Source organism: Amycolatopsis sp. cmx-4-83 (assembly GCF_046548815.1).
Taxonomy (GTDB): domain Bacteria; phylum Actinomycetota; class Actinomycetes; order Mycobacteriales; family Pseudonocardiaceae; genus Amycolatopsis; species Amycolatopsis pretoriensis_A.
This window is the reverse complement of the sequence record NZ_JAEBEF010000006.1, coordinates 495,365-514,302: the sequence shown is the minus strand read 5'-3', so window position 1 is coordinate 514,302 and position 18,938 is coordinate 495,365. Positions and strand designations below refer to the sequence as shown.

At 72.8% G+C, this 18,938-nt stretch carries 17 protein-coding genes; 6 read left to right on the top strand and 11 right to left on the bottom strand.

Annotated elements, in window-relative coordinates; all coding sequences use genetic code 11:
• Nucleotides 1–6: 6 nt before the first annotated feature.
• Both ACLJQM_RS21115 and ACLJQM_RS21110 read left to right on the top strand, forming a co-directional pair.
• The gene (locus ACLJQM_RS21115; RefSeq protein ID WP_410632480.1) at nucleotides 7–1,074 is read left to right on the top strand and encodes a sensor histidine kinase; all 1,068 of its coding nucleotides are present in this window, start codon (nucleotides 7–9) and stop codon (nucleotides 1,072–1,074) included.
• Nucleotides 1,071–1,679: a response regulator gene (locus ACLJQM_RS21110; protein ID WP_410632479.1), complete on the top strand. Its 609-nt coding sequence runs from the start codon at nucleotides 1,071–1,073 to the stop codon at nucleotides 1,677–1,679. Before ACLJQM_RS21115 ends, ACLJQM_RS21110 begins: the two co-directional genes overlap by 4 nt.
• Nucleotides 1,680–1,733: 54 nt before the next feature.
• Here the strand turns inward: ACLJQM_RS21110 and ACLJQM_RS21105 are convergent, their stop codons facing one another.
• Entirely contained in the window at nucleotides 1,734–2,495 is a 762-nt protein-coding gene (locus tag ACLJQM_RS21105; RefSeq protein WP_360768819.1) for an NPP1 family protein, read from the bottom strand.
• A 159-nt stretch (nucleotides 2,496–2,654) separates the two neighbouring features.
• On the opposite strand from ACLJQM_RS21105, the gene ACLJQM_RS21100 reads away from it, so the two are divergent.
• On the top strand, nucleotides 2,655–3,002 hold the full coding sequence (locus ACLJQM_RS21100) for a hypothetical protein (protein ID WP_247023485.1): 348 nt from the start codon (nucleotides 2,655–2,657) through the stop codon (nucleotides 3,000–3,002).
• On the opposite strand, the gene ACLJQM_RS21095 is transcribed toward ACLJQM_RS21100, so the two are convergent.
• The 9 genes from ACLJQM_RS21095 to ACLJQM_RS21055 are packed head-to-tail and all read right to left on the bottom strand — an operon-like array spanning nucleotide 2,992 to nucleotide 13,950.
• Nucleotides 2,992–4,389 carry a rhamnulokinase gene (locus ACLJQM_RS21095; protein ID WP_410632555.1) on the bottom strand — a complete coding sequence of 466 codons (1,398 nt, stop codon included), beginning with the start codon at nucleotides 4,387–4,389 and terminating at the stop codon, nucleotides 2,992–2,994. The two genes, ACLJQM_RS21100 and ACLJQM_RS21095, sit on opposite strands and share 11 nt — an antisense overlap.
• 5 nt (nucleotides 4,390–4,394) lie before the next feature.
• Nucleotides 4,395–5,816 (bottom strand): arabinose isomerase, encoded by a 1,422-nt coding sequence (locus ACLJQM_RS21090; protein WP_410632478.1) that lies wholly within the window; start codon nucleotides 5,814–5,816, stop codon nucleotides 4,395–4,397.
• A gap of 8 nt (nucleotides 5,817–5,824) precedes the next feature.
• Nucleotides 5,825–7,843 (bottom strand): bifunctional aldolase/short-chain dehydrogenase, encoded by a 2,019-nt coding sequence (locus ACLJQM_RS21085; protein WP_410632554.1) that lies wholly within the window; start codon nucleotides 7,841–7,843, stop codon nucleotides 5,825–5,827.
• A gap of 2 nt (nucleotides 7,844–7,845) precedes the next feature.
• Complete coding sequence (gene rhaI / locus ACLJQM_RS21080) at nucleotides 7,846–9,009, bottom strand: L-rhamnose isomerase (RefSeq protein ID WP_410632477.1); 1,164 nt, start codon at nucleotides 9,007–9,009, stop codon at nucleotides 7,846–7,848.
• Entirely contained in the window at nucleotides 9,006–9,341 is a 336-nt protein-coding gene (locus tag ACLJQM_RS21075) for an L-rhamnose mutarotase (RefSeq protein ID WP_410632476.1), read from the bottom strand. The genes rhaI and ACLJQM_RS21075 overlap by 4 nt, the downstream gene beginning before the upstream one ends.
• Nucleotides 9,341–10,402, bottom strand: coding sequence for a rhamnose ABC transporter substrate-binding protein (rhaS, locus tag ACLJQM_RS21070; protein ID WP_410632475.1), 1,062 nt, complete (start codon nucleotides 10,400–10,402; stop codon nucleotides 9,341–9,343). Before rhaS ends, ACLJQM_RS21075 begins: the two co-directional genes overlap by 1 nt.
• A gap of 5 nt (nucleotides 10,403–10,407) precedes the next feature.
• Nucleotides 10,408–11,403 carry an ABC transporter permease gene (locus ACLJQM_RS21065; protein WP_410632474.1) on the bottom strand — a complete coding sequence of 332 codons (996 nt, stop codon included), beginning with the start codon at nucleotides 11,401–11,403 and terminating at the stop codon, nucleotides 10,408–10,410.
• A complete protein-coding gene (locus ACLJQM_RS21060) occupies nucleotides 11,396–12,436 on the bottom strand; it encodes an ABC transporter permease (protein WP_360768840.1) in 1,041 nt (346 codons plus the stop codon). Before ACLJQM_RS21060 ends, ACLJQM_RS21065 begins: the two co-directional genes overlap by 8 nt.
• A complete protein-coding gene (locus ACLJQM_RS21055; RefSeq protein ID WP_410632473.1) occupies nucleotides 12,433–13,950 on the bottom strand; it encodes a sugar ABC transporter ATP-binding protein in 1,518 nt (505 codons plus the stop codon). The genes ACLJQM_RS21060 and ACLJQM_RS21055 overlap by 4 nt, the downstream gene beginning before the upstream one ends.
• 150 nt (nucleotides 13,951–14,100) lie before the next feature.
• Between ACLJQM_RS21055 and ACLJQM_RS21050 the strand changes: the two genes are divergently transcribed.
• Nucleotides 14,101–15,138: a LacI family DNA-binding transcriptional regulator gene (locus ACLJQM_RS21050; RefSeq protein WP_410632472.1), complete on the top strand. Its 1,038-nt coding sequence runs from the start codon at nucleotides 14,101–14,103 to the stop codon at nucleotides 15,136–15,138.
• Between the two features lie 151 nt (nucleotides 15,139–15,289).
• Complete coding sequence (locus tag ACLJQM_RS21045) at nucleotides 15,290–17,638, top strand: glycoside hydrolase family 2 TIM barrel-domain containing protein (protein WP_410632471.1); 2,349 nt, start codon at nucleotides 15,290–15,292, stop codon at nucleotides 17,636–17,638.
• Between the two features lie 65 nt (nucleotides 17,639–17,703).
• On the opposite strand, the gene ACLJQM_RS21040 is transcribed toward ACLJQM_RS21045, so the two are convergent.
• A complete protein-coding gene (locus ACLJQM_RS21040; protein ID WP_410632470.1) occupies nucleotides 17,704–18,069 on the bottom strand; it encodes a DUF488 domain-containing protein in 366 nt (121 codons plus the stop codon).
• 56 nt (nucleotides 18,070–18,125) lie between these two features.
• Here ACLJQM_RS21040 and ACLJQM_RS21035 point away from each other — a divergent pair, with 56 nt between their 5' ends.
• Nucleotides 18,126–18,722 (top strand): hypothetical protein, encoded by a 597-nt coding sequence (locus ACLJQM_RS21035; protein ID WP_410632469.1) that lies wholly within the window; start codon nucleotides 18,126–18,128, stop codon nucleotides 18,720–18,722.
• Nucleotides 18,723–18,938: the final 216 nt, after the last annotated feature.

Sequence of the window (18,938 nt, the reverse complement as noted above, 5' to 3'; positions counted from 1 at the left end):
CCGGTGGTGGACGGGGCGAGCGACGTGCAGCGCTGGGTGCGCGGCTGGCGGCTGCGGCTGCTCGACGCCGGGATGCTCGTCTACCCGGCGGTCACGCTCGCGGGCGTGCTGCAGCACTCGACGGGCACCGCGGCGGTCGCGGGCTGCGTGGTCGTGACCGCGTTCGCCGTCGCGTACCTGCTCGCCGCGGCCGCCGCGGCGCGCCGGGCCGCCCGGCCGTTCTGGGTGCTCACGAGCACTTGTGCCGCGCTGTTCGGCGCCGCGCTCCCCTTCGCCAACGCCGACGCGTTCTTCCTCGCCGCCGTCGTCCTTTCCCTGGCCGCGCCGCGGCTCCCCCGGCGGGTCGCGGTCGCCCTGGTGGCCGCGGCCGCGCTCGCCGCCGTCGCCGTGCCGTGGCCGGACGGGCCGGGCTGGGCGCAGGCGGTGGCGCTCGTGTTCACCGTGCTGATGGTCGGCGCGTTCGCCGAAGCGATCCGGGCCAACACCGCGCTGGTCGCGGCTCGCGCCGAGGTCGCGCGGCTGGCGTCCGAAGCCGAACGCACCCGGATCGCCCGGGACCTGCACGACCTGCTCGGCCACTCGCTCACCGCGATCACGGTGAAGAGCACCCTGGCGCGACGGCTCGTCGACGCCGACGCCGTTCGCGCGGGTGAGGAGATGACCGCCGTGGAAACGCTGGCCCGCCAGGCCCTGACCGAAGTCCGCGCGGCGGTGTCGGGCTACCGCGAGGTCTCGCTCGCCGGCGAGCTCGCCCGGGGCCGCGAACTGCTGCGCGCCTGCGGGGTCACCGCCGACCTGCCCACGGCCACCGACGTCGTGTCCCCCGCCCACCAGGAACTCTTCGGCTGGGTGGTGCGGGAGGGGCTGACGAACGTGGCCCGGCACGCGCGCGCGAGCCGGTGCGCGGTGACGCTCTCGGCGTCCACCGTGGAGGTTCTCGACGACGGCGTGGGCGGTCCGGCCCAGGGCGGGTCCGGGCTCGAGGGGCTGCGCGAGCGCGTCGACGCGGCCGGCGGTTCCCTCTCGGCCGGGCCGGTGGACCCGCGCGGCTGGCGGTTGCGGGTGACGGTGTGACGATCCGCCTGCTGCTCGCCGACGACCAGGAACTGGTCCGCCAGGCGCTGTGCGCGCTGCTCGCGCTCGAGGACGACTTCGAGGTCGTCGCGTCGGTCGGCCGCGGGGACGAGGTCGTCGCCGCGGCCCGCGAACACCGGCCCGACGTCGCGCTGCTCGACATCGAGATGCCGGGCCTGGACGGCCTCGCCGCCGCGGCGGTGCTCGCCGCGCAGGTGCCGGGCTGCCGGGTCGTCATGCTCACGACGTTCGGCCGCGCCGGCTACCTGCGCCGCGCGATCGAGGCGGGCGCCGCCGGGTTCGTGGTCAAGGACGCGCCCGCCGACGTCCTCGCCGACGCGATCCGCCGCGTCCGGGCCGGCGAACGGGTGGTGGACCCCGCGCTCGCGGTCGCCACCCTGGCGGCGGGCGAATCCCCGCTGACCGCCCGCGAACGCGACGTCCTCATCACCGCGCGGACCGGCGCGACGATCGCCGAGATCGCGTCCCGGCTCTACCTGTCCGAAGGCACGGTCCGCAACTACGTCTCCGCGGCGATCGCGAAGACCGGCGGCCGCAACCGCGTGGAAGCGGTCCGGATCGCCGACGAGCGGGGCTGGCTCTAGGGCCGCGCGCTGAGGTTGCCCGCCGGCCGGGCGACGGACCTTGGACGCGCGATGCTAGGCGTTCTCGTCGAACGGGATGCCGGCCGGCTTGGCCTTGGCGAGGTTGCCGGCGAACTGGTCGTCCTTGATGCCGAAGGTCGCGCTCCCGAAGTCGGCCTGGGTGAGCTTGTCCCGCAGGCCCGCGGGGTAGCCGTCCCAGCCGACGGGGGCCGGGTACTGCCAGGTGCCTTTGTGGTTCTCGGGCGGGTCGTCGTTGCCGTTGGCCGCGCGGAAGCAGTGCGTCGAGCCGCCGTCCTTGTGGTAGACGACCTTCGCGTGGGTGCCCTCGAAGCGCAAGCTCGCGCGGTCGTGGACGGCGAAGCCGCCGTGCTGGGAGGTGGCGACGTACTCGACCTGGTCGTCCTTGACCCAGACGACGACGTGCTCCCAGTCGTGCCGGTGGCCGGCGCTGCCCGGGCCGAGGGAGGCCTGGTCCTTCTCGAAGTAGAGGGTGAACATGACCGCGCACCAGCCGTTGTCGCACTTCTGGCGCGAGTAGGAGTTCGTGTTGTCGAGGTCCCAGGAGTCGCGGCAGTGGCCGTTGGTGTCGCCGCCGAGGGACAGGCCGGGGGCGATCGTGCCGTCGGGGCCGATGGCGGGGGTCGGGTAGCAGCCGTCCTTGTCGTAGTCGAAGGCCGGCTGGAACGTCTTTTCGAAGTCGCTCGCGTTCGCGGGCAGGGCGCCCGGCGGGTCGGCGAGAGCGGTCGCGGGGAAGAGGACGGAGAGGGCCAGCGCGCCGGCGGCAGCGGCGGCCAGGGTGCGGGAACGGTGCGCCATCGCGGGCTCCTGCGGGTTCGTCGGTGATTTTCCGACCAGGCTCGTGTCGTTGCGCCGGATTGGCAACCGTGGTGGCGGGAGTCTGCCCGGCTGCCGCTATCCGTGGGGCACGAACGCGCAGAACTGGTTCCGCGGCCGGGGCGCGGCTACGTTTGAAGCATGCCCGAACCCATCCTGATCTCCATCGCCGCCGCACTGGCGGCGAAGGGGGCGACTGGCCTCTACGACCTGGTGAAACGCAAGTTCGCCAAGGACCCTGCGGCCACTTTGGCCCTGGAAGCGGCCGCGTCGGCGCCGTCGTCCGACACCCAGCCGATCCGGGCGCTCGCCGAGCGGCTGGAGTCGGCCGGGACGGAGGACCGGGAGTTCGCGGAAGCCCTGCGAACGGAGTGGGAGAAGCTCCCGGAGGGCCGCGTGACGTACGGCGGCGTGCACAACACGGTGACCGGCACCGTGACGGGCAAGGTCATCCAGGCCGGCGACGTGCACGGCAACATCAACCTCTGAGCCGGGCCTCGGCGGCGTCCCAGTCCCCCTGGCCCGACGGCTCGTAGCGGCGGATCTCCTGCGTCTCCCGCACCAGCGCCCGCATCGCCGCCAGGTCCGGGAGGTCCTCCCCCAGCGCCCGGGCCTGGACCAGCACGTTCCCCAGCGCCGCCGCCTCCACCGGGCCCGCCAGGACCGGGACGCCGCACGCGTCCGCCGTCGACTGGCAGAGGAGTTCGTTGCGGGCGCCGCCGCCGACCAGGTGGACCGCGTCCACCACGCGGCCGGTCAGCTGGGCTGCCTCGCGGATCGTGCGGCGGTGGGCCACGGCCAGGCTGTCGATGATGCACCGGACCATCGCGGGCCGGTCCGCGGGAACGGGCTGACCGGTGGCCGTGCACGCTGCCGCGATGCGGGCGGGCATGTCGCCCGGGGGCAGGAACTCCCGGGCGTCGATGTCCACCACCGCCGCCAGGGCCGGGGACGAAGCCGCGGCCGTCAGCAACCCCGGGAGGTCCGGGGATGACCACGTGCGCAGCGTCTCCGACAGCACCCACAGGCCCATCACGTTGCGCAGGAAACGAATGGTGCCGTCGACGCCGCCCTCGTTCGTGAAGTTCGCCGCCAACGCCGCGTCGCTCAGCTCCGGTGCGGGCAGCTCCAGGCCGGCCAAGGACCACGTGCCCGACGAGATGTAGGCGAAGTTCTCCCCCGGCGACGCCGGGACAGCGACCACCGCCGACGCCGTGTCGTGCGAGCCCACCGCGATCACCGGGACGCCGGAAAGCTCCGAAGCCGTGCCGACGACCGTGCCGGGATCACGCAGCGGGGGCAGCAGGCGCGACGGGATGCCCACCCGCGAAGCGAGCGGATGAGCCCACTCCCGGGAACGGACGTCGTACAGCTGGGTCGTCGACGCGTTCGTCCGCTCGGCCCCGATCGAGCCCGTCAGCCAGTAGTTCAGCAGGTCCGGGATCAACAGCAGTGCCGACGCCGCTTCGAGCCGGTCGCCCTCGGCCACCAGCTGGTACAGCGTGTTGAACGGCAGCTGCTGCAGACCCGTCACGTCGTACAGCTCGCGCGCGGACACCGAGGCCGCCACCTTTTCCGCGACGCCGTCGGTGCGGGGATCGCGGTAGCAGAAGGGATTGCCGAGCAGCGCGCCCCGGGCGTCCAGGAGGCCGTAGTCGACGGCCCAGGAGTCGATGCCGACGCCGTCCACCGCGCCGGCGTCGCGGATCCCCGCCAGGGTTTCGCGGTAGAGCCCCAGGACGTCCCAGTACAACGCCGGCCCGGCGCGGACGCCGCCGTTCGGGAAGCGGCGCACCTCCGCCAGGCTCAACGTCGAAGGACCGACGGTGCCGGCCATCACGCGCCCGCTGGACGCGCCGAGGTCGACGGCCGCCACCCGCTTCACGGGCGCACCACCGTCAGCTCCAGGCTGAGCAGGTCCGCGACCGCCGTCAGCTCGGCGACGCGGTGGCCGGTGCCCAGCGCCCAGTGGTGGGCGATGCCGCTGGCCGACCACGCGTCGGTCCACTCCCCCGGGTCGCAGCCGAAGTCGACGCGGGAGGTCGTGTTGCCGATGCGCAGCAACGGCCCGGGCACGACCGTGCCCTCGGACGCGATGAGCGAGAACGTCCCGTCGCGCCGCTGCCCGAGGCCGCACAGCGTGACCGGGCCCGGCTTGACGTCGAACTCCACCGACACGCCCCAGCCGCGCTTGCCGTGGTAGACGCCGAGGCCGCGCAGCAGCGGCTTGCGGGCGCTGATCCCGAGGTGCGCCGGGCCGTCGTGGCCCATTTCGACGACGCCGTCGTGGAAGTTCAGCGCCTGCAGCTCGGTGAACGAGCCGCCAGCGCCGAGCCGGTCCATGATCAGCATCGCCAGTGACGTGCGCAGCTCGTACTCGCCGACCGCGGGGATGCCGCGCGCGGTGAGCAGCGACGCGCCGAGGATGAAGCCGGCGCCGACGCGTTCGTGGGTCTCGCCGTCGAGGCCGCGGTGGTAGTACGCCAGCGAATCCAGCGAGAAGTCTTCGACGAGCCGGTCGAGCGCCACGGAAACCCGGGCGCCCCAGGCGAAGTCTTCGTCCACGACGGACTCGTCCACGGTGAACACGTCGCACGCCAGCGCGACCCGGGCGGCCGTCTCGTCGTCGGACACCTTCTCGACGCGCACCCGCAGGTCGTCGACCTCGAGGATCTCGACGTGCCCGCCGAGCTGGGCCGAGACCAGGGTCGGGTCGGTGGAGACGTCCATCATGCCCGGGTAGAGGTGCCCGAGCAGGCCGTGGCGGCCGTGGCGCAGCGCCGCCCGCACGCCGGCCGCCTTGATCCAGCGTTCGATGCGGGTCCACGCCCGCGGATCTTCCAGGTACCCGGACACCGAACGGAATTCGACGCCCAGCCGGCGGAACGCGTTGGCCATCTCCGGCAGCGGGCACGCACCGCAGTAGGCGAGCCAGGCGCCGGTGTCGAAGGACTCGTGGTCCATCGACTCGGTGGGCTGCAGGTTGAGCAGCAGCACCGGCGCGCCCGAGCGCTGCGCGACCGGGGCCAGCATGCTGGACGTCAGGTACGTGGTGAGGAACCCGATGATCAGGTCGCACCCGGCGACGCGCAGCTTCTCCGCCGCGGCCGCGCCTTCGGCCGCGTCCGAGACGAACCCGGCGTCGACGACCTCGCAGTCCAGTTCGGACAGTCGCGAAGAGACGCGGCGCGCCGACGCCTCCAGCTGGGGCAGCAGCGAAGGGAACTGCGGCCAGTACGCGCCGAGCCCGCCGGAGACGAGCCCGACCCGGGTCTGGCGCGGCGTGATGCGATCGAGGGTCATCGGCTCTCCTAGCGCAGGAACGCGGCGGCCACCCCGGCGTCCACCGGCACGTGCAGGCCGGTGGTGTGGGTGAGGTCGCCGCCGGTCAGGGCGAACACCGCGGCCGCGACGTGCTCGGGCAGCACCTCGCGCTTGAGGATCGTGCGCTGGGCGTAGAACTCGCCCAGCTTCTCCTCCGGGACGCCGTAGACGGCGGCGCGCTGGGCGCCCCAGCCCCCGGCGAAGATGCCCGAACCCTGGACGACGCCGTCGGGGTTCACGCCGTTGACGCGGATCCCGTACCCGCCGAGCTCGGCGGCCAGCAGCCGCACCTGGTGGGCCTGGTCGGCCTTCGCGGCCCCGTAGGCGACGTTGTTGGGGCCGGCGAACACCGCGTTCTTCGACGAGATGTAGACGATGTCCCCGCCGATGCCCTGGTCGATCATCACCTTCGCCGCGGCACGGGCGACCAGGAACGACCCCTTCGCCATGACGTCGTGCTGGAGGTCCCAGTCGCGTTCGGTGGTTTCCAGCAGCGGCTTCGAAATCGACAGCCCGGCGTTGTTGACCACCAGGTCGAGCCCGCCGAAGGCGAGCACGGTCGCGTCCACCGCGGCCTGGACCGCGGCGGCGTCGGTGACGTCCGCGGTCACCGCGATGCCGCCGGTCTCCGCGGCGGCTTCGGCGGCGGCCGAAGCGTTCAGGTCGGCGATGGCCACGCAGGCGCCCTCGGCCGCGAGCCGGACGGCGATGGCCTTGCCGATGCCCGACCCGGCCCCGGTCACCAGCGCGATCCGCCCGGCCAGGGGCTTGGGCTTCGGCATCCGCCGCAGCTTCGCCTCTTCCAGCGCCCAGTACTCGATCCGGAACTTCTCGCTCTCCGGGATCGGCGCGTACGACGAGACGGCCTCGGCCCCGCGCATCACGTTGATGGCGTTGACGTAGAACTCCCCCGCCACCCGCGCGGTCTGCTGGTCGCGGCCGAAGGAGAACATCCCGACGCCGGGCACCAGCACGATCGCCGGGTCCGCGCCTCGCATCGCGGGCGAACCGGCGACCGCGTGCCGCTCGTAGTAGGCGGCGTACTCCGTGCGGTAGGAGGCGTGCAGTTCCTTCAGCCGCGCGACGACGTCGTCCAGCGGCGCGGTCGCGGGCAGGTCCAGCACCAGCGGCCGGACCTTCGTGCGCAGGAAGTGGTCCGGGCACGACGTCCCGAGCGCGGCGAGCGGTCCGAGCTTCTCGCGGGCCAGGAACTCCAGCACGACGTCGCTGTCGGTGTAGTGGCCGAGCACGCGCTGGTCGGTCGAGGCCAGCCCGCGGATCACCGGCGCCAGCGCCGCGGCGCGCGCGTGCCGCCCGGCCTCCGGCAGCGCCTCGAACCCGGGTACGACCGGCCCGAACGGCTCCGGCGCACCGCGGGAGGCGAGGAACTCCTCTGCCGTCCGGATGATCTCCAGGGAGTTGCGCTCGCACTCCTCCGAAGTCGCGCCCCAGGCGGTGATGCCGTGCCCGCCGAGGATCACGCCGATGGCCTGCGGGTTCGCCGCCTTGACCGCGGCGATGTCCAGGCCCAGCTGGAAGCCCGGCCGGCGCCAGTCCACCCACGCGACCCGGTCGCCGAAGCACTCCTTCGTCAGCGCGGGGCCGTCGGCCGCGGTGGCCAGCGCGATGCCCGAGTCCGGGTGCAGGTGGTCGACGTGGCCGGCGTCCACGAGACCGTGCATCGCCGTGTCGATCGACGGCGCCGCGCCGCCCCGGCCGTGCAGGCAGTAGTCGAACGCGGCGACCATCTCGTCCTCGCGCTCGACGCCCGGGTAGACGTCCACGAGGGACCGCAGCCGGTCCAGCCGCAGCACCGCGAGCCCGGCCTCGGTCAGCGTGCCGAGGTCGCCGCCGGACCCCTTGACCCACAGCAGTTCCGCGGGGGTGCCGGTGACCGGGTCGACCGCGGTGCCCTTGGCGGAGGTGTTCCCGCCGGCGTAGTTGGTGTTCCGGGGGTCGGCGCCGAGCGCGTTGCTGCGCGCGACGAGTTCTTCCGGGACGGTCATGCTCATGCTCCCCACCCGGCCTGCGTGCCGCCGGCGCGCTCGGCCACGATCTTTTCCTGGTACCCGCTGCGGTGGTAGGCCGCGACCGGGTCCGGGTCGAGCCCGGCGTCGGCGCGCAGCTCGCCCAGCAGCGGCCGGACGTCGGTGTTGTAGGCGTCCATCAGCACGGCGTTGGCCTCGAGGACGTTCCCGGCCTGCTGCGCCGCGCGCAACGCGGTCCGGTCCACCAGCAGCGCCTTGGCCGTCGCCTCCTGGACGTTCATCACCGACCGGATGATCGCCGGGATCTTGGCCTCGATGTTGTGGCACTGGTCGAGCATGAACGCGATCCCGTACGACGGATCGAGTGCTTCGCCGCGGACGATCTCGTACATGATCCGGAACAGCTGGAACGGGTCCGCCGCGCCGACCATCAGGTCGTCGTCGGCGTAGAAGCGGGAGTTGAAGTCGAACGCGCCCAGCTTCCCGGCCCGCAGCAGGAACGCCACGATGAACTCGATGTTCGTGCCGGGGGCGTGGTGGCCGGTGTCGATGCACACCGTCGCCTTCTCCCCCAGCTCGACGCAGTGCGCGTACGACGTGCCCCAGTCCGGGACGTCGGTGGCGTAGAACGCGGGCTCGAAGAGTTTGTATTCCAGCAGCATCCGCTGGTCCGGGCCGAGCCGGTCGTAGGTCTCCTTCAACGCCGCCGCGAGCCGGTCCTGGCGGTCCCGGATGTCGTCCTGGCCCGGGTAGTTGATGCCGTCGGAGAACCACAGCTTCAGGTCCCGCGACCCGGTCGCGTCCATGATGGAGATGGCTTCCAGGAGGTGGTCGGTCGCCTTGCGGCGGATCCCCGCGTCGGGGTTGGTGACCGAGCCGAGCTTGTAGTCCTCGTCCTGGAAGACGTTGGTGTTGATGGCGCCGATCTCGATGCCCAGGTCCCGCGCGTACGCGGTCAGGGCGCCGAAGTCGTCGACGCGGTCCCACGGGATGTGCAGCGCCACGCTCGGCGCGACCCCGGTGAACCGGTGCACGGTCGCCGCGTCGGCGATCTTCTCCTCCGCCGTCCTCGGGACGCCGGGTTGCGGGAACACCTTGAACCGGGTGCCCGAATTCGCGTACGCCCACGACGGCGTCTCGATGCGCTGGGCCCGCAGGGCCTGTTTGACATCCACGGCGATCACTGTCCTTCCCGGACGTCGAGGTGGAAGACCTCGTCGAGCAGCTGGAACCCCGCATCCGGCGGACCACCATCGAGGCCGGTGAAGAACTCCGCCATTTCCGCCTGCCAGCGGGTGTTGACGTCGGTCTTCGCCATGGCGGCCCGCGCGGCTTCGAGGTCGTCCGCCTCGACGTACCCGATCAGCAGGCCGTCGCCGCGGAGGAACAGCGAATAGTTGCGCCAGCCGGTGTCGTGCAGGGCCTGCCGCATCTCGGGCCACACCGCCCGGTGCCGCTCGGCGTACGCGGTCATCCGGTCGGGCTTGACCTGGAGGCAGAAGCAGTACCGTGGCATCAGAAGTTGAACTTGTCGATGTTGTTCGCGTCGAACGTCGTCGGCGGGCCGAGGACGATCTCACCGCTCGCCCCGATCGTGTAGTCGCCGAGCTTGCCCGCCTTGAACTTCTCGCCTTCCTTGCCGGTGATCTGGCCCGACTTGAGCGCGACCCCGGCGTACGCGGCGAGGTAGCCGATGTCGGCCGGGTTCCACAGCGCGAACTGCTTGACGGTGCCGTCCTTGACGAACGCGCGCATCTGGTTCGGCGTACCCAGGCCGGTCACCGCGACCTTGCCCTTGTAGCTCGACGAGCTGACGTACCGCGCGGCGGCCGCGATGCCCACGGTGGTCGGCGAGACGATCACCTTGAGGTTCGGGAACGACTGCAGCAGGCCCTGGGCCTCCTGGAACGACTTCTGGTCGTCGTCGTTGCCGTAGGCGACCTTGTCCAGCTTGATGTTCGCGTACTCCGGCTTCGCCAGTTCCTTCTTGAGCACCTCGATCCAGGCGTTCTGGTTCGTGGCGTTCGGCGTCGCGGACAGGACCGCGATCTCGCCGGACCCGCCGGAGAGGTCCTTCGCCTGCTTGGCCAGCGCCTCGCCGATGCCCTGCGTGGTGGCCTGGTTGATGAAGACGTCGCGGCAGTCCTTCGCCGCGTCGGAGTCGAACGCGACGATCTTGATGCCGGCGCTGCGGGCCTGGTTGAGCGACGGGCAGACGGCGTTCGGGTCGTTCGCGGCGATGCCGATGACGTCCTGCTGCTGCTGGATCAGCGTGTTGATGTAGCTGACCTGCGACGACGCGCTGGCGTCGTTCGGCCCGACCAGCTTGTACTCGCCCTTCAGCTCGGCCAGCGCGTCCTTGCCGCCGCTGACCTCGATGTCGCTGTAGGGGTTGTTGAGCTGCTTGGGCAGGAACGCCATCTTGACGCCCTCCTGCGCCGCGGCGTTCGGGTTCGCCGCCGCGGTGGACTGCTGCGCGCCGGAACCGGCGTTGTCGTTCTTGGTCGTGCCGCTGCAGGCGGCCAGGACCAGCACCAGCCCGGCCGACACCGCGCCGCTGAGGAACCGTCGGGACATCTTCGTCACCTTTCCGGAGTTACCTGCCGACGGCGCCGCACTGCCGTGCGGGCCGAAGTCACGATGTTGGGGAGCAGGACCGACACGATGAGGAGCACGCCGGTCACGATGTTGAGGGCCTCGTTGGACACGTCCTGCAGGCGCAGCGCGTTCTGCAGGGACGCCAGCAGGACCACCCCGGCGAGCACGCCGGGCAGCGTGCCCTTGCCGCCGAAGATGGACACGCCGCCGAGGAGCACGGCGGCCACGACGGCGAGTTCGAGGCCGAAGCCGTTGTCGGCGCGGGCGCTGGAGTAGCGCAGGGTCCACAGCACCCCGGCGAGCCCGGCGACCGCGCCGCTCACGACGTACAGCCAGAACTTGAGCCGCCCGGTGCGGATGCCGGCGAACCGGGCCGCCTGCTCGCCGGCGCCGGCCGCGAAGACACCCCGGCCGACCGGGGTCGCGTGCAGCACGACGCCGAAGACCAGCGCCACCACGACCAGCGGGATCAGGACGTTCGGGACCGGGCCGTCGCCGATGGTCCCGGTGACCCAGCTCGTGTAGTCCCGCGGGAAGTCGGCGACCGCGCCGTCGCCGAGCACCACGAACGCCAGGCCGCGGTAGAGCGCCAGGGTGCCGATGGTGACGGCGAGCGAAGGCAGTTTCAGCACGGTGACGAAGAAGCCGTTCAGCGCGCCGAGGACCGCGCCGAGCACGATGCACAGCGGGATGATCGTCTCGATCGACAGCCCCGCGTCCCACAGCGAGCCCATCACCGCGGACGTCAGCCCGAGCGTGCTCGCCACCGACAGGTCGATTTCGCCGGTGACGATGATGAACGTCATCGGCAGCGCGACCAGCGCGATCGGGAGCAGGTCGAGCAGCAGGAAGGTGAAGTTGCGGCTGGTGCCGAAGTTCTCGACGGCGCCGGAGGCCACGATCAGGACGATCACCGTCACGAGCACGACGGCGGCGTCCCAGCTGAGCAGCCTGCCGAGCCGGTTCCCCTGGTCAGACATGGGAATCCCTCTTCTTCAGTGCCTTGGCGACCCGCACCGCGACGAGCCGGTCGGCGCCGATGGCGAGCAGGATCAGCGCGCCGACGATCGCCTGCTGCCAGAACTGGTTGATGTCGAGCACGGCGAGCGCGCTGCCGATGACGGTCAGCAGGAGCGCGCCGAGGCCGGCGCCCCAGACCGAGCCGCTGCCGCCGAACACCGCGACCCCGCCGACGACGGCCGCGGCGACGACGTTCAGCTCGTAGCCGGTGCCGGCGGCCGCGTCCACGGTGCCGAAGCGGGCCGCGAACAGGACACCGGCGAGCCCGGCGAGGGCGCCGCTGACGAGGAACGCGGCGATGGTGTTGCGGCCGACCCGGATGCCGGCCAGCTGCGCGGCCTGCGGGCTCGAGCCCATCGCGTACAGCTGGCGCCCGGCCGGGTAGCCGCGCAGCACGATCCCGGCGAGCACCAGCACCAGCAGCGCGATCAGGACCAGCCACGGCACGCCGAGCACCGACGCCGTGCCGAAGTCCAAAAAGGACGCCGGGAGCTTGTCCGCGTTGATCTGCCGGCCGCCGGCCCAGAAGTAGCTGACGCCGCGGTAGGCGTAGAGCGTGCCCAGCGTGACGACCAGCGCGGGCACCTGGCCGAACCGCACGAGCGCGCCGTTGAGCAGCCCGCACACCGCGCCGACGGCGAGGCCGACCAGCACGGCGACGAGCACCGGCAGGCCCGGGTGGTCCTTCATCAGCGTGCCGACCGCGAACGCCGACAGGCCGAGCACCGAGCCGACCGACAGGTCGATGTTGCGGGTGATCATCACGACCGCCTGGCCGACGGCCAGCACGGCCAGGATCGCGGTGCCCAGCAGGATGTCGCGGATGCTCTGCCCGGACAGGAACCGGGAGTTCTGCGTCGCGGTGAACGCCACGAGGACGATCAGGGCGAGGACGATGCCGGATTCGCGCGCCTTGAAGACGTTCGCGGTCCACGATCGTCCGGAGTGGACGGCCGGGTCCCTGGTCACCGGTGCCTCCTTGGTCGCGGTCATGCGGCGGCTCCCTGCCCCATCGCGGCGAACATGACGGCGTCCTCGGTCGCGTCGGCGCGCGGGAGCTCGGCCACGATCCGGCCTTCCCGCATCACGAGGACGCGGTCGGCCATGCCGAGCACCTCGGGCAGTTCCGAGGAGACCATGACGATGGCGACGCCTTCGGCGGCCAGCGCCGACATCAGCCGGTGCACCTCGGCCTTCGTGCCGACGTCGATGCCGCGGGTCGGCTCGTCCACGATCAGCACCTTCGGCGCCATCGCGAGCCACTTGGCGAGGACGACCTTCTGCTGGTTGCCGCCCGAGAGCGTCCCGACGGGGTCGCCGAGGCGGCGGTACTTGGTGCGCAGGCGCTCGGTCCAGCGGCGGGCTTCCTGACGCTCGCTCGCGCCGGTCAGGAAACCGAGCTTCGAAAGCGCGCGGGAGCGCGGCAGCGTCACGTTCCGCTCGATCGACAGGTCCATGATCAGGCCCTGCTGGCGGCGGTCTTCGGGGACGAGCGCCATTCCGGCGCCCATCGCGGCCCGCGACGAGTGCGGTTTGAGCTTCTTGCCGCTCACCTTCACCACGCCCGCGTCGCGCTCGTCGACCCCGAAGACGGCCTGGACGACCTCGGAGCGCCCGGAGCCGACGAGCCCGGCGAACGCCACGATCTCGCCCGCCCGCACGGAGAAGGAGATGTCGCGGAAGACGCCGTCGCGGGCCAGGCCCTCGACTTCGAGCACGACCGCGCCGGGTTCGACGTCCTGCTTGGGGAACAGCGCGTCGAGGTCGCGCCCGACCATCCGCTTCACCATCTCGTCGACGGTGACGTCGTCGAGCGGGTCGGTGGAGACGTGCTTGCCGTCGCGCATGATCGTGACGCGCTGGCAGAGCTCGGTGATCTCCTCGAAGCGGTGGGAGATGAACATGATGGCCGCGCCTTCCTGGCGCAGCGTGCGGGCGACGGTGAAGAGCCGCTCGACTTCGATCTGGGTCAGCGCGGCGGTCGGTTCGTCCATGACCAGCACGCGGGCGTCGGCGCTGAGCGCCTTGGCGATCTCGACGATCTGCTGGTCGGCGATGGAGAGGCCGCGCGCGGGGCGGGCCGGGTCGATCCGGACGCCGAGGCGGGAGAAGAGGCGCTCGGCCTCGGCGCGGATCGCGGCCCGGTCGATCCGGCCGAAGCCGGCGCGGGGGTGGCGGCCCATCACGATGTTTTCCGCGACCGAAAGGTCGGGGAAGAGCGTCGGTTCCTGGTAGATCACCGCGATGCCGGCGGCCTTGGCGTCGGCCGGCGAGCCGAACTCCACCGGACGGCCGTCCATGAGCAACGTGCCGTCCTCGGGCTTGTGCACCCCGGCGAGCATCTTGACGATCGTGGACTTGCCGGCGCCGTTCTCCCCCACCAGCGCGTGGGCTTCGCCGGCGTACAGGCCGAAGCTCACGCCGGCGACCGCCGCGACGGCGCCGAACGACTTGGTCACGCCGCGCACCTCCAGCAGAGGGGCTGCGCCCGGGTCCTGCCGCGTCATCGCGACCTCCGGATTGAAAGGTTTCACAAACCTGGCGCGGTGACGCTACTATGCGACGGAGAAGCAAGTCAATGAATCGGCCGAACCGTGGCCGAACGTCTTCGTCCGCCGATAGTTCGTGGCGATATTACGTTTCAATGAGGGGGTCCCATGACGGTCCAGGAGTCCGGTGCCGAGCCGAGAGCCGCGGGCATCAAGGACGTCGCCGCGGCGGCCGGCGTCTCCCTCGGCACGGTGTCGAACGTGCTCAACCGGCCCGACCGCGTCAGCCCCGCGACCCGCGCGAAGGTCGAGGCCGCGATGGCCGAACTCCGCTTCGTGCGCAACGAATCCGCGCGGCAGCTGCGCGCCGGGCGCAGCCGCGTGCTGGCCTACGTCATGCTCGACGGCAGCAACCCGTTCTTCACCGACGTCGCCGCCGGCATGGAAGACGCCGCCGACGCGGGCGACCTCTCGCTGTTCCTCTGCAACAGCGCGCACCAGCCATCCCGGGAGGCGGCCTACCTCGGGCGCCTGGAACAGCAGCGCGTGCAAGGCATCCTCATCACGCCGGTCGACCCGGACGCCCCGCTGCTGCACGAGATCGCGCGCCGCGGCACGCCGGTGGTCGTCGTCGACCGCACCCCCGGCGGCACCACGCACTGCTCGGTCGCGGTCGACGACGTCTACGGCGGCGAGATCGCCGTGCGGCACCTGATCGAGCAGGGGCACGAGCGGATCGCGTTCATCGGCAACCACACGACGGTGGGCCAGGTCCGCGACCGGCGGCTCGGCGCGCTGAAGGCGCTGGACGCCGCGGGCCTCGCTCCGGACCACCTGGTCGACCTGACGACGGCGGCGCTGACCGTGGCCGACGGCCGCGGCGCCGGCGAACGGCTGGCGGGCCTGCCCGCCGCGGTCCGCCCGACCGCCGCGTTCTGCGCCAACGACCTGGTCGCGCTCGGGCTGCTGCAGACCTGCGCGAACCTGCGCATGGGCGTCCCGGACGACCTGGCGATCGTGGGCTACGACGACATCGAGTTCGCCGCGGCGGCCGCCGTGCCGCTGACGTCGGTCCGCCAGCCCCGCCGCCGGCTGGGCCGGACGGCCGCGGAGCTGCTGCTGGCGGAGACCAGCGAGCCGAACCACGAGCACCGGCAGGTGGTGTTCACGCCGGAACTGGTGGTGCGCGCTTCGACGCTGCGCTGAGCCGCGAGCCCGGGTGGGCCCTGCAGGCTTGCCGCGGGGGCGCAGCCCGGCGTTCCCGGCCATCGCGTGTAACCCGCGGGGCCCCACGCCTGATTCACAGGGGGAGAAGCATGATCGGGCGGACCACGCCCCGCGGCTTACGGAGGTCGTCATGGCCGGCGACGAGCGGCGGCTTTCGCGGCGCGGGTTCCTCGCCGCGGGCGGAGCCGCGCTGCTGGGCGCCGTCGTCGCGGGGTCGGCCGGGCTCGCCGCGCCCGGCCCGGATTCCGGGCTGCTGACCGATTTCTGGCTGTTCGGGCGGTACGCCGACGGCTGCACCGACGCCGGGTTCGACGAGGCCGGCCTCGATCCCGTGCAGCTCCCCCACTGCGTGGCGCCGCTGTCCTGGACCGGCTGGGACCCGGCGTCGTGGCAGGACCGGTGGATCTACCGCAAGCACTTCACGGCGACCACGGCCGGACGGTACCGGGCGCGCTTCGACGGCGTCATGACGAACGCGGCGGTCTACCTCAACGGCACGTTCGTCGCCTCCCACGACGGCGGCTACCTCCCGTTCGAGGTCGAGCTGCCCGGGGTTGCCGAAGGCGACAACACCCTCGCCGTGGTCGTCGACGGGCGGTGGGCGCTGGACGTCCCGCCCAACCTGCCCGGGGCGAGCCCGGCGGTGCTCGACTTCTACCAGCCGGCCGGGATCTACCGCCCGGCCACGATCGGCACCGTGCCGCGCACCCGGATCACCGACGTCTTCGCGTGCCCGGTCGACGTGCTCTCCCCCGGCCGGTCGCTGCACGTGCGGTGCGAGCTCGAAAGGGCTGTGCCCGCCGAGGTGACCGCTTCGGTGCGGCAGGCGGGCCGGGAGCTGGCGCGCGGGTCCGCGTCGATGCCGGCGGGCGGGACGGCGGTCGAGCTCGACGTCCGCGGGCTCGACGGCGTCCGGCTGTGGGACGTCGCGGATCCGGCGTTGTGCGACGTCGTGGTGACCGTCCGGGCCGGGGCCGCGGTGCTCGACCGGCGCACGGTGCGGACCGGGTTTCGCGAGGCCCGCTTCACCCCGGACGGCTTCTTCCTCAACGGCAGGCGGCTCAAGCTGTTCGGCCTCAACCGCCACCAGTGGTACCCGTTCGCCGGCGGCGCGATGCCGGACCGCGTGCAGCGCCGCGACGCGGAGATCCTGCGCCGCGAGCTGAACTGCACGATGGTCCGGTGCTCGCACTACCCGCAGTCGAGCGCGTTCCTCGACGCCTGCGACGAGCTGGGCCTGCTGGTGTGGGAGGAGATCCCGGGCTGGGGGCACGTCGGGGACGACGCCTGGCAGCGGCGGAACCTCCAGGACGTCGCCGCCATGGTCGTGCGCGACCGCAACCACCCGAGCGTCGTCGTGTGGGGCACGCGGGTCAACGAGGCCAACGGCACGACCGCGATGTACGCCAAGACCGGGCGGCTGGCGAAGCAGCTGGACCCGTCGCGGCCGACGAGCGGCGCGCTGGCCAGCACGACCGGCGCCCGGTACGCCGGCGGCGACGTCGAAATCCTGGCGTACAACGACTACACCGCGCGCCGCGGAGCACCGTTCCGGCTGCGCCCGCCGCAGCCGGGGGTGCCCTACCTGGTGACGGAGGCGATCGGGACGCTCGCCGGCGTCCGCGCCTACCGCCGCACCGACCCGCCCGCGACCCGCCAGCTGCAGGCGGAACTGCACGCGAAGGCCCACGACCTGGCCGCCGCGGACGACCGCTACTGCGGGTTGCTGGCGTGGTGCGCGTTCGACTACCCGTCGGGCTGGCAGCGCTCGGTCGGCGGCTCGAAGTTCGCGGGGGTGGCCGACATCTTCCGGATCGCGAAGCCCGCGGCGGCGTTCTACGCGTCGCAGGGGCCGCCGGACGTGCGGGCGGTCGCCGAGCCCGGGTTCGACTGGGACTTCACCGCCCAGCCGGCCGGGCCGGGCCGCGGTGCGACGATCTGGTCGAACTGCGACCGGCTGGCGGTGTTCCTCGACGACCGTCCGGTGGGCGACGCGCGCAGCCGCCGGGCGGACTTCCCGCACCTGCCACACCCGCCGTTCGCGGTGGACCTGGTGGTCCCGCGCGGGCAGCGGCCGCAGCTGCGCATCGACGGGTACGCCGGCGGGCGACTGGTGGTCAGCCGCCGGTTCAGCGGCGACCGGAGCCGGGACGTGCTCGGCTGCACGCCGGACGACCCGTCGTTGCGCGCGGACGGCGGCGACGCGACCCGCGTGGTGATCGCGGCGACCGACCGGTTCGGGACGGTCCGCGCGGGGACGACCGGGGCGGTTTCGGTGGCGCTGGCGGGTCTGGGCGAGCTGATCGGGGACGCGAAGCTCGACTTCGGTGCGACGGGCGGCGCGGCGGCGGTGTGGGTCCGGCCGTTCGCGGGCCCGCCGGGGACGCTGGTGCTGACCGCGCGGCACGACACGCTGGGCACCGCGACGGCGACGATCACGACGACCGCGACCGGCAAGACGGCCGGGACCGGCTCATGACGACCGGCCGCCCGCAGCCCTCGGGGCGCCGGCGAAACCGCGGCAGCGGCTCCGCCGGAGTCGCCTCACCCCTCGCCGGTGAGCAGCCCCGCCAGCACCGCCGCCTGGCTGATGGAGGGCGAGCCGCTCGCCGTCAGCAGCGTCAGCGGGCCCGCCGCGGCCAGTTCCCGCAGCCGCCCCAGCGCCTCCGCGCAGTCCGGCTCGAGCAGCTCCGCGCGGTACCGCTCGGCGAACTCCGCGAACCGCTCCGGATCGTGGCCGTACCAGGTGCGCAGGTCGTCGGACGGGGCCAGGCCGCGGTACCAGCCGTCCAGGACCACCGCCGTGCGTGCGGTGCCGCGGGGCCACAGGCGCTCCACGAGCACGCGCGTGCCGTCGGCGGGCCCGGCCGGGTCGGTCAGGCGCGCCACCCGGACGACCGTCGGCTGCATGCGCGCATTCTGCGGTGCGCCCGCGTGCGCCGCCACCGGAACGGGGCGGTGACCTGGTGCGCAACCGCGTGACGCCGACCGGCGACGTCGTCGACGTCCCCCGGCGGGGTGCGTGGACCGGCAACCGGGGCGTCCTGCACGACGGCCACGAGATCGTCCGCTTCCACGCCGGCGACCTGTGGATCACCTGCGCGCTCGAGTTCCGCGGCCGGTGGCGGGAGCAGTGGCTGCCGAACCGGTACACGCACCTGTTCTTCCACGACGAGGCCGTCTCCTTCGCCGCCGGGCACCGGCCGTGCGCGGAGTGCCGCCGCCGGGCCTACACCGCCTACCGCGACGCGTGGCCGGGCCCGGCCACGCCGTCGGCCGCCGGGATGAACCGGCGGCTGCACGCCGAACGCCTGGTCTGCGGCACCCACCTCCGGCGGCGGCACGAACTGCCGTGGGCCGGGCTGCCCGACGGCGTCTTCGTGCTCCGCGGCCGGCACCCGGAACTCGTCGTGGGCGGGCAGCTGACGGAGTGGACGACCGCGGGTTACGGCACCAGGCGGAAGCTGCCCCGGGCAGGGACCGTCCCCGTACTCACCCCGCCGGCCACCGTCGCCGTGCTGCGGGCCGGGTACCCGGTGCAGATCGACGACTCCGCCCGCTGAACGCGCGAAGGGCCACCCCGGCGACCGTGGAGGGGTCGCCGGGGTGGCCCTACCCCCAGCTCCCGCCGCGGGGGAACGACAGCCGAACCCGCCGTTCCACCGGCGGTTCGAGCCGGTGCGTGGACATCGTCGCCGGTGGTGTCCCGCAGCCCGGCCAGGATCGCGGACCGCACGTGCAGAAAGCTTGCAGTACGCTTGCACGCCTTGCCCCGGCCG